Here is a 9,693-nt window from a genome sequence, read left to right as displayed (position 1 = left end):
GCTCGGCGGCTATCGCCCGGGCGTTGGCCTCGTACCGCAGGGGCACGGGCGCACCGTCGAGGTTCCCGACGACCAGCGCGTGCCGGGCCGCCAGGTCCTTGCGCTGGGCCTCGGTGAGACCGGCGAAGAACGCGGCGACCGTACGCGGTGCCGCCGTCGCCGGGTCCGGCAGCTCGCGGTGGAGGGAGCGGTCCGCACGCCAGGCCTCGGCGCCGGCGGGCGGGCCGGTGACCACGGCCTGCTCGTCGCTGACGGCCCAGCCGGCCGTGCCGGCCACGACCGCGGCGGCCAGAGCTGCGGCGACCAGCGTGCGCTTGAAGCGGCCCATGACTGTCTCTCCCTCGTCCCCGTTGCGTGACAGAGGGAAAGCTAGAAAGAGGGTGTCCGAACCTGCGTCACCCCAGGGAGCCAACCCTGGGGTGATACCTCAGTAGGGGGTCGGCGAGGGGGCGTCACTCCCTCGCCGAGCCCTTGGAATCCCCGGAATCAGGCGTGCTCGGAGCCCTTGGAGCCCTCGGAGCTCTCGCAGTCTTCGTAGTCCTCGGAGTCGAAGCCCGGTGCGACCACGCACGTCACCAGCACCGGCTCGTCCCCCGCGGGCCCGGCCGACTGCCACACGCCGCCGGGCACCAGGAACTGCGGTTGCTCGCCCCGCTCGACGCCGGGTCCGACGACCACTTCGGCGGCCCCCTTCCCGTCGGGCGTATCGCCGGAGCCGCCGAGCCGCATCCGCAGCGGGCCGCCGCGGTGCCACAGCCACACCTCGTCGGAGCGCACGCGGTGCCAGCGCGAGACCTCGCCGGGGTGGAGGAGATAGTAGATCCCGGTGGCGAACGCCCGTGGCCCGCCGTAGCCGTCGGGGACCGCCTCGCGCGAGGTCCTCCACGTCTCGCGGAACCACCCTCCCTCGACGTGCGGTTGGAGACCGAGGAGCTCGACCAGTTCCGAAGTGCCGGAAGTCCTGTCAGCCATGGGGTCATTCTCGCGCGGACTCGGCCTCGACGCTGTCCGAGGCTATGACCAAAGCCGTACCGATGACGGCGAGGACGATGCTCGCGTACATCTCGTAGCCGTCGAGGAATCCGAGGTAACGCACGACCACCCAGTAGTGGAACCAGCCGGTGAGTCCGTGGACGACGCCGCCCAGCCCCTGCAGGACGAGGATGACGCCGACGCCTTCGAGCAGCTTCTTCATGCCCGCCATGCTCCTGCCGCCGCCCCGCCGCGGTCATCGCCCGGAAGGCTGCGCGGCCCCGACCGAAGTAGCCGCCCGCAGGCCCCCGGATCAACCAAGGTCCCGTCTCGTGCAACTTTGGTATCGGCCCTCCGTCCCACGCCTCCGGTCCGCCCGCCGCATCGGTAAATTGGCTGCTCATGGACGTGAAGACCGAGGAGACGGCGGAGGTGCGGCACCGCACGGCGCGCAGTGTGCGCGACTGGGCGGTCGACATCCTCTGCATCGCCCTCGCGGCCGTGATCGGGATACTGGCCGCCGAGGCGCTGCGCAAGGATCCGGACGCCGCGCCCGCGCTCCTCTTCTTCGACCAGATCGTGGGCGCCCTGGCCTGCGTCGCGCTGTGGATGCGCCGCCGGTGGCCGGTGCCGCTCGCCGTGGTCCTGGTGGTGGTGAGCACGCCCGTGCCGCCCGCCGCGGGGGCCATGCTGGTGGCGGTGTTCACGGTCGCCGTGCACCGGCCGTTCCGGACGGCGGCCGCCGTGGGAGGGCTCGCCCTGATCAGCGAGCCGCTGCAGGCGGCGATCCGCCCCGACCCGGACCTGCCGTTCCCCGCCGCGACGGCCACGGGCCTGCTGCTGGTCCTCACCGTCATCGGCTGGGGCATGTTCGTCCGCTCCCGGCGCCAGCTGGTCCTGTCGCTGCGCGAGCGCGCCCTGCGGGCCGAGGCGGAGGCGCAGTTGCGGGCGGAGCAGGCGCAGCGCCTGGCCCGGGAGCGCATCGCCCGGGAGATGCACGACGTCCTCGCGCACCGGCTGTCGCTGCTGTGCGTGCACGCGGGGGCGCTGGAGTTCCGTCCGGACGCCCCGCCCGAGCAGGTGGCCCGGGCCGCCGGGGTGATCCGTGACAGTGCGCATCAGGCCCTGGAGGATCTGCGCGAGGTGATCGGGGTGCTGCGCGCCCCCGGCGCGGAGGGCGGAGGGGACCGCCCGCAGCCCACCCTGGCGGCGCTGGAGGAGCTGGTGGAGGAGTCCCGGCAGGCGGGCACGGAGGTGGTGCTCGAACAGCGGGTGGCCGATGCCCGGTCGGTTCCGGAGGGCACGGGCCGCACGGTGTACCGGATCGTGCAGGAGGCGCTGACCAACGCCCGTAAGCACGCGGGAGGGGCGGCGGTGAGGGTCACGGTCGAGGGCTCCCCGGAGGCGGGGCTGACGGTCGAGGTCACCAATCCGCCGGGGGACGGAAGCGGAGCATCCGTGCCCGGTTCCGGGCAGGGTCTCATCGGGCTGGCCGAGCGCGCCGCCCTCGCCGGCGGGCGGCTCTCGCACGGATCCACACCCGACGGCGGCTTCCGCGTCGACGGCTGGCTACCGTGGCGGCCATGAACGCCCCGCAGCCGCCGCACGGCCCCGAATCCCCGCACTCCTCCCGGGCCGAGGCCCCGCAGTCCCCGCAGGCCCGGCCGATCCGGGTCCTGCTCGTGGACGACGACCCCCTGGTGCGGGCCGGTCTGTCGTTCATGCTGGGCGGCCTGCCCGACATCCTCATCGTCGGAGAGGCCGCCGACGGCTCGGAGGTCACCGCCCTCGTCGACCGGCACGCGCCCGACGTGGTGCTGATGGACATCCGCATGCCGTCTGTCGACGGCCTGGCCGCCACGGAGGAGCTGCGCCGCCGCGAAGGCGCCCCGGAGGTCGTCGTCCTGACGACCTTCCACGCCGACGAGCAGGTGCTGCGGGCCCTGCGCGCCGGAGCCGCGGGCTTCGTCCTCAAGGACACCCCGCCGGCGGAGATCGTCGCGGCCGTGCGCAAGGTCGCCGCCGGCGAGCCGGTCCTCTCCCCCGCCGTCACGCAGCAGCTGATCACCCGGGTCAGGGAGCGGGAGCGGGACACCCGCGGCGACCGGGCCCGGACGCTGCTGGCCGCGCTCAACGACCGGGAGCGGGAGGTCGCGGCCGGCGTCGGGCGCGGGCAGTCGAACGCGGAGATCGCCGACGCGCTCTTCATGAGCGTGGCGACGGTCAAGACGCATGTCTCGCGCATCCTCACCAAGCTGGACCTCAACAACCGGGTGCAGATCGCCCTGCTCGTCCACGACGCGGACGGACCCGGCGCGGAAGCCTGAGGCACGCCCGGCACGGAGCCCTTCCGTCCTGAACCGGCCCCGGACGGGCCCGGCGTCCGCCGCGGACCGGTCCCGGGGCCACCCCGGCGGAGAGCCCTGTGAGCAGCTCCCCGAACGGACCGGACCGGCGCTTTCCGTAAACCGCTCCGCTACCGGGACGCGACCGCCGGTCACCCTGGCGCGCCCGTAGGGCGGTGTTGCGCAACCGCGTACGAAACTACATGCGGCCGACGTACGGCTGTTACAAAACAGCGGGGAAACAGCAGGTTGCGGGTCATAGGATCGAACTCATGATCCATGGGCGATTAGTTCTAATCGCCCCTTTGCTTTTCTACCCGCGCATCACGCGCAGGAGAGTGGGGGGAAACCTGTGCCTGGGCACATACCGCGCCGACGCGTACTCCAGGTCGCGGGCGGCGGCATCGTCGTCGGAGCCGGCGCGGTGGGTGCCTGGCAGTGGCTGTCCCCGGAGGCGAAGAAGAAGGCCGCGCAGGACGGCGCCCCGGTGCGCCCCGCGAAGGCCACGACGTCCGAGTCGTTCGTCCACGTCATCGCCCACCCCGACGACTCCCTCTACTTCATGAACCCGGAGCTGGAGCGGTCGATCCTCGGCGGCGGCCCCTCCGTGACGGTCTGTCTCACCGGCGGCGAGTCCGACGGCCGCAACCAGCTGTCGGGCGCCCGCGGCTACAAGCGGCTGCCCGAGAAGCGGGGCGAGTTCGTCCGCGCCCGGCTCAACGGCTTCCGCGAGGCGACGGCCCAGATGGCCACCGGCGACTGGCTCAGCCCCTGGACCGTGGAGGCCCTGTCCCTCCTGCCGGGCATCCAGGTCGAGCTGCACACCCTGCGCGCGGCCCCCCAGATCCAGCTGATCTTCCTGGAGCTGGTCGAGGCCCGCACCCTGCGCAACCCGCGCAAGGAGAGCCTGCGCGGCCTGTGGCTCGGGGCGACCCCGCAGCTGACGACGCTCCTGCCGGCCGGCAGCCCGGTCAGGAGCACCTTCCAGTACGGCCGCAAGCAGCTCATCGACACCCTCGTCGCGATCTTCGAGCGCTACCAGCCGACCGTCGTCCGCACCCTGGACCCGAACCCCACGCACCTGCCGAAGCCGCCGGAGTTCCCGAACACCCCGCCCGTCCTGCGCGGCATAGCCAAGTACGACCACCAGGACCACACGACGTCCGCGTTCTTCGCCCAGGCCGCACTCGCCGAGTACTGGGGCCGCAAGCACGCCCGCCCCACGGCCGTGGACAGCTACGTCGGCTACGAGGTCACCCACCTCCCCAGCAACCTCGACAAGGCCACCACCGACCACAAGCTCAAGTTCCTCGACACCTACGGCTGGGCCGACGGCAAGGACTGCGGCGACACCGCGGGCTGCGGCGACCGCAAGGTGGGCCGCACCTCCGGGACGAAGTACCACGGCTGGTCGAGCAACTGCCGCCACCGCGCGCCCGGCACGATGCGCTGGGTGCAGCCGCTGCCCGACGGCCGCCTCGCCGCGTTCGCGGTCCTCGACGGCGCGGCGCAGTGCTGGACCGAGGCCAAGGCCGGCAGCGGTATCTGGTCCACCCCCACCTCCCTCGGCGGCTCGATGCTGGAGGGCCAGGTGCAGGCGCTGCGTCACTCCGACGGCACCCTGCAGCTGTTCTCCATACGCACGGTGCTGCCCGCCAAGGACACGCCGCACCGGCGCGAGGTCGTCACCGCGCTGCAGAGCGGCGACGGCTCCGGCGGCACCCCGGCGTTCGGCCCCTGGGAGTCGCTGGGCTCGCCCGAGCAGGACCCCGCGCGCTCGATGGAGATGGGCTACCCGGTCGCCGTGGCCGGCACCGACGGTACGGTCCACGTCTTCGTCCGCACCTTCGACGGCGGGGTGAGCCGGCGCAGCGGCGCCGGCGGCAAGGACTTCTCCGAGTGGGAGACGCTTGCTTTCGACGGCCCCCCGCCGAGGATCGAGGACGGGCTCGACGCGGCCCTCGACGGCCAGGGCCGGATCCATCTCGTCGCCGCCGACACGAAGACCGTGCACCACTGGATGTCGCAGGACCCCGGCGGCCCGCTGCAGCCGGCCGGGCCGACGAAGCTCCCCGCCGTCACCGGCCCGCTGAGCCTCACCCCCCTCGCGGGTGGCGGCATGCGCATGGCCGTGCGTCAGCCGAACACCTCCCGGGTGCTCGTCGTCGACCGGCTCGGCGACGACAAGGGCTGGCGCGTCTCGGCCCAGTGCGACCCGCTCAGCGGCCACGGCCGCGTCGCCGTCGGACAGGCCGGGAACACCACCGTGCTCACCGACCACGACGGCAAGGGCCGCGTGCGGCTGTCCGCCGGGTCCGGCCGCCCGGGCCCGTGGGGCAAGGACGGCATTCCGTTCCGGGGCGTCCCCGGCGTCGCGCTCGACGCCAAGGGCAACGCGGTCGCGGTCGTCGTCATGGGCCTGGACAACAAGCTGAGCAGCGCGCGGCTGCACGGCTCGGGCAAGGGCGCGTTCACGGACTGGATCGCCCACGACGGGAAGGCGCGGACGAACGTCCAGTCGTAGGACGCCGTACGGGGGCGGGGCGCCCAGCACCGGCGCCCCCGGCCGCGCGACGGGGCGTCGCACGACGGCCCGCCGCGCGACGCCCCGCGCCTATCGCGCGATGTCCTCGGCGAGGACCCGTTCGACGTTCCGCTCGGCCAGCGCCGTGATGGTCACGAACGGGTTCACCCCGGTCGAGCCCGGGATCAGCGCCCCGTCGTTCACGTACAGGTGCCGGTACCCGGCGACCCGCCCGTAGGCGTCGGTGGCCCGGCCCAGGACGCAGCCGCCGAGCGGGTGGTAGCAGAAGTCGTCCCCGAAGGCCCGGGGCCGCGGGCCGAAGAGGTCGTAGCGGTAGTCGGTGCCGTTCGCCTTGTTCATCCGGTCGAAGAAGGACTTCGCCGCGGCGACGGCGGGGGCGTTCTGCTCCCGCTCCCAGCGCAGCCGTACGCGGTCCGTGGCGCGGTCGTGGACGAACGTGCCGCGCTCGGGGTTCCTGGTGACGGCCAGGTACATGCTGATCCCGGTCTCGAAGCCCGCGGGCAGCGGGGCGACGTCGGCGAAAACGGGCGCGGCAGGGTCGTCCCAGTCGTCGATGCACGTGGCGGCGATGGCCGACTGGCGGGCGCCCGTGGGGTGCAGCAGCGTGTTGGCGCGGCCGGCCATGACGTTGCCGTTCGGCCCCCAGCCCGCGCCGACCTCCGCGCCGAGGTCCGGCAGGGTGCCGGTGTCGCGGGCCCGGACGAGCAGCTCCGTGGAGCCGAGGCTGCCGGCGCCGAGGAAGAGGTAGCGGCAGCCGATCTCCTTGGGTGCGAGCCGCCGCCCCTCCGCGTCGATGGGCTCGGCGGTCAGGACGTACGTGCCGTCCTTCTCGCAGCGGATCTTCGTGACGCGGTGCAGGGTCTCGATGGTGACCTTGCCGGTGCCGAGGGCGGCGGCGAGGTAGGTCTTGTCCAGGCTCTGCTTGCCGTGGTTGTTGCCGTACATGGCCTCGGCGGCCAGCGCGGACTTCGGCGCCTCGCCGGCCGCCTCGCGCCGCATGTGGGCGAAGTCGTAGACGTTGGGGACGAACCTCGTCCTCATCCCCGCCTTCGCGGCCGCCTCGCGCGCGACCCGGGCGAAGCGGTACCACTCCGTCCGCTCGAACCAGTCCGCGGCGACCTCGTTCGCCCGGAGCATCGCGAGGGCGCGCGGGAAGTGACGGCCGTACATCTCGCCGGCGTCGACCTGCGGGAGCACTTCCCCGAAGTAGGAACGCCGGGGCGTCGCGGCGATGCCGCCGTTGACGAGCGAGCCGCCGCCCACCCCGCGCCCCACGTACACGCCCATCTGCCCGAGGTTCACGCGGTCGAGGACGCCCGCGTACGGCTGGACCGGGCGGTTGACGACATCGAGCCACAAGAAGGAGGCGATCGGCGCCTCGGTGCGGTTCTTGAACCAGGTGGAGCGCCGGTCGGGGTCGAGCATCCCGCAGAAGACCTTGCCGTCCGGCCCGGGCCGGTTCCACAGCTGTCCCATCTCCAGCATCAGCGTGCCGACGCCGGCCTCCCCCAGCCGCAGCGCGGTGACGGCCGCCCCGTAGCCGGTGCCGACCACCACGGCCGGCACGAAGGTGCCGCTTGCCACCGGGCCCGCGGCGGACGCCCGCGGCCCGGTCGCAGCCGTGATCGTCGTCGCCCCCGCGAGGGAGGCGGCGCCGAAGGCGGCCAGGCCCAGCAGACGGCGGCGCGACAGGGGGGCACTTCCGGCCCCGGTGGCGTGATCCGGTCTCTTCGACACCCGACTCAAGGTAGCAGCGAGTCACTGGGCGACTACAGAGCGCCCGTGATCGTGATGCGGTGAAATGGGGTGGCGGCAGGGCGCACGGCGCGTGTTGGATGCCTGTCGTGATCTCTGCCGACTCTTCCGGACACCCCTCCGACTCCCTCTCCGACTCCCCCTCCGCCGGGCTGCTCGACCGGCTGGAGGACTATTACGACAGCGTGCCGCGCAGCGCCGCCCGGGCCGAGGACTTCGGCCCGCTCACCTTGTTCGTCCGCGAGGGCGACGGCTGGCCGTACTACGCCCGCCCCTCCCGGGGCCCGGCGGGCGCCGGGCCGGTGAGCGCCGCCGACGTGCTGCGGGTGAGGGCCCGCCAGCGCGAACTCGGCCTCCCCGAGAGCTTCGAGTGGGTGGCCGAGACGACGCCCGCGCTGCGGGCGGCCGTCGAGGAGGCGGGCCTGACCGTGCACGCGCACCCCCTGATGGTGCTCGAACCGGGCAGCACGACGGCCACGGCGGCGCCCCCCGAGGGCCTGGCCGTGCGGCTGCTCGGCCCGGACGACCCGGCGCTGCCGAGCGCGGTGGCCGTCGGCCCGCTCGCCTTCGGCCAGCTCGGCACCGCGGTGGGCACCACGGGCACCGAGGAACTGGCCGCGGCGGAGCGGGCCACCGTCCAGGACGGCGCGGCGGACCGTCTGGCGGCGCGCATCCGCGCGGGCCTGACGGTGATGGCCGCGGCCGTCCGCGGAGACACTGCCCTGTGTTCGGGCATGCACCAGCCGGTCGGCGCGGTCACCGAGCTCGTCGGCATCGGGACGCTGCCGGCCCTGCGCCGGCAGGGCCTGGGCCTCGCGGTCACCGCGGCCCTCGTCGCCGACGCGCGGTCGCGGGGCGCCGAGACCGTCTTCCTGTCCGCCGGCGACGACGACGTGGCCCGGATCTACGCCCGGGCCGGCTTCCGCCGCGCGGGCACAGCCCTGATCGCCGAGCCCGCCGAGCCGGAGGCGTCGCGGGCCTGACCGGCCCGGCGAACCCGGCCCCGGCCCCGGGCCGGCTCGCCACAACCGGCCCCGCTCGCCGGGTGGCAACGCCACGGAGATGCGGGCCCCGGAGCCCCGCACCGCGTCCACGCCGGCGCGGAAGTGGCGGCCCGGCGATGCGAGTTCCCCGGTTGCACGCGGAAGTGCCTCAGCAAGGGGTTGTGCGCCAGCCACAATTGGCAGCGCAATGCAGGCCGCGGCCCGACTCCGCTACCGGACCGGCGAGAGGCCAGGCCGGCGGATCGAACGAGCGCGGCGAGAAGCAGTGCCGGACTTGCCTCGCCTGGCAGTGCGCGCCGCCCCGCACGGCGACTATTCATACCCTTTGCGGTATTACTTCTGTTATGTCACGAAGCTTTGACGAACTGGTGGCCGAGGCCGAGGCCGCCCCCGTGGCCGGCTGGGACTTCTCCTGGCTGGACGGCCGGGCCACCGAGGAGCGCCCCTCCTGGGGCTACCAGCGCACCATGAGCGAGCGCCTGGCCCTCGCGGACGCGGCCCTCGACATCCAGACGGGCGGCGGGGAGGTCCTCGCCGGCGCGCGGAAGCTGCCCCGCACGATGGTGGCCACGGAGTCCTGGCCGCCCAACGTCGCCAAGGCGACGAGGCTGCTGCACCCCCTCGGGGCGGTCGTGGTCGCCGACGCCGACGAGCCTCCCCTGCCCTTCGCCGGCGAGGCGTTCGACCTCGTGACCAGCCGTCACCCGGCGACCGTGTGGTGGGAGGAGATCGCCCGGGTGCTGCGGCCGGGCGGCACGTACCTGGCGCAGCACGTGGGCCCGGCCAGCGTCTTCGAGCTGGTCGAGTACTTCCTGGGCCCGCAGCCGGAGGAGGTGCGGCGCAAGCGCCACCCCGACGACGAGCGGCGGGAGGCGGAGGCCGCGGGGCTCGGCGTCGTCGACCTGCGCGCCGAGACCCTGCGGATGGAGTTCCGCGACGTCGGTGCGGTGATCTACTTCCTGCGGAAGGTGATCTGGATGGTCCCCGGCTTCACCGTCGACCAGTACCGCGACCGGTTGCGCGAGCTGCACGAACGCATCACGGCCGAAGGCCCCTTCGTCGCCCACTCGGC

The 9,693-nt window shown here is 73.8% G+C and carries 8 protein-coding genes and 1 pseudogene; 5 read left to right on the top strand and 4 right to left on the bottom strand.

The features are described 5' to 3' along the window. From V7793_RS26935 to V7793_RS26925, 3 genes and pseudogenes are all read right to left on the bottom strand, one after another. A pseudogene (locus tag V7793_RS26935) lies at nt 1-328 on the bottom strand (alpha/beta hydrolase); the annotation flags it as partial. Between the two features lie 158 nt (nt 329-486). Continuing rightward, complete coding sequence (locus V7793_RS26930; protein WP_336010895.1) at nt 487-972, bottom strand: cupin domain-containing protein; 486 nt, start codon at nt 970-972, stop codon at nt 487-489. A gap of 4 nt (nt 973-976) precedes the next feature. Beyond that, nucleotides 977-1,195, bottom strand: a complete 219-nt coding sequence (locus tag V7793_RS26925) for a hypothetical protein (protein WP_058041502.1) — start codon at nt 1,193-1,195, stop codon at nt 977-979. Between the two features lie 179 nt (nt 1,196-1,374). On the opposite strand from V7793_RS26925, the gene V7793_RS26920 reads away from it, so the two are divergent. The 3 genes from V7793_RS26920 to V7793_RS26910 all read left to right on the top strand — a co-directional run bounded on the left by V7793_RS26920 (nt 1,375) and on the right by V7793_RS26910 (nt 5,841). Continuing rightward, nucleotides 1,375-2,559, top strand: coding sequence for a sensor histidine kinase (locus V7793_RS26920; protein WP_336010888.1), 1,185 nt, complete (start codon nt 1,375-1,377; stop codon nt 2,557-2,559). Beyond that, entirely contained in the window at nt 2,556-3,299 is a 744-nt protein-coding gene (locus V7793_RS26915; protein ID WP_336010885.1) for a response regulator transcription factor, read from the top strand. The genes V7793_RS26920 and V7793_RS26915 overlap by 4 nt, the downstream gene beginning before the upstream one ends. A gap of 370 nt (nt 3,300-3,669) precedes the next feature. Further along, nucleotides 3,670-5,841, top strand: a complete 2,172-nt coding sequence (locus V7793_RS26910) for a PIG-L family deacetylase (RefSeq protein ID WP_336010882.1) — start codon at nt 3,670-3,672, stop codon at nt 5,839-5,841. 90 nt (nt 5,842-5,931) lie between these two features. On the opposite strand, the gene V7793_RS26905 is transcribed toward V7793_RS26910, so the two are convergent. Beyond that, on the bottom strand, nt 5,932-7,599 hold the full coding sequence (locus V7793_RS26905) for a GMC oxidoreductase (protein WP_336010878.1): 1,668 nt from the start codon (nt 7,597-7,599) through the stop codon (nt 5,932-5,934). Nucleotides 7,600-7,709: 110 nt separating this feature from the next. Between V7793_RS26905 and V7793_RS26900 the strand changes: the two genes are divergently transcribed. After that, nucleotides 7,710-8,600 (top strand): GNAT family N-acetyltransferase, encoded by an 891-nt coding sequence (locus tag V7793_RS26900; protein ID WP_336010897.1) that lies wholly within the window; start codon nt 7,710-7,712, stop codon nt 8,598-8,600. 365 nt (nt 8,601-8,965) lie between these two features. Further along, a partial coding sequence (locus tag V7793_RS26895) for a class I SAM-dependent methyltransferase (protein WP_336010875.1) occupies nt 8,966-9,693 on the top strand: 728 nt, incomplete at its 3' end.

Origin of the sequence: Streptomyces sp. KLMMK (genome assembly GCF_036961605.1) — a bacterium.
Taxonomy (GTDB): domain Bacteria; phylum Actinomycetota; class Actinomycetes; order Streptomycetales; family Streptomycetaceae; genus Streptomyces; species Streptomyces telluris.
Note: the sequence above shows the minus strand (reverse complement) of the source record. Positions and strands in the feature narration are given on the sequence as shown.

Excerpts from the sequence above, each read along its gene's own strand:
- V7793_RS26930 (WP_336010895.1), bottom strand. The coding sequence starts at position 972 with ATGGCTGACAGGACTTCCGGCACTTCGGAACTGGTCGAGCTCCTCGGT.
- V7793_RS26925 (WP_058041502.1), bottom strand. The coding sequence starts at position 1,195 with ATGAAGAAGCTGCTCGAAGGCGTCGGCGTCATCCTCGTCCTGCAGGGG.
- V7793_RS26920 (WP_336010888.1), top strand. The coding sequence starts at position 1,375 with ATGGACGTGAAGACCGAGGAGACGGCGGAGGTGCGGCACCGCACGGCG.
- V7793_RS26915 (WP_336010885.1), top strand. The coding sequence starts at position 2,556 with ATGAACGCCCCGCAGCCGCCGCACGGCCCCGAATCCCCGCACTCCTCC.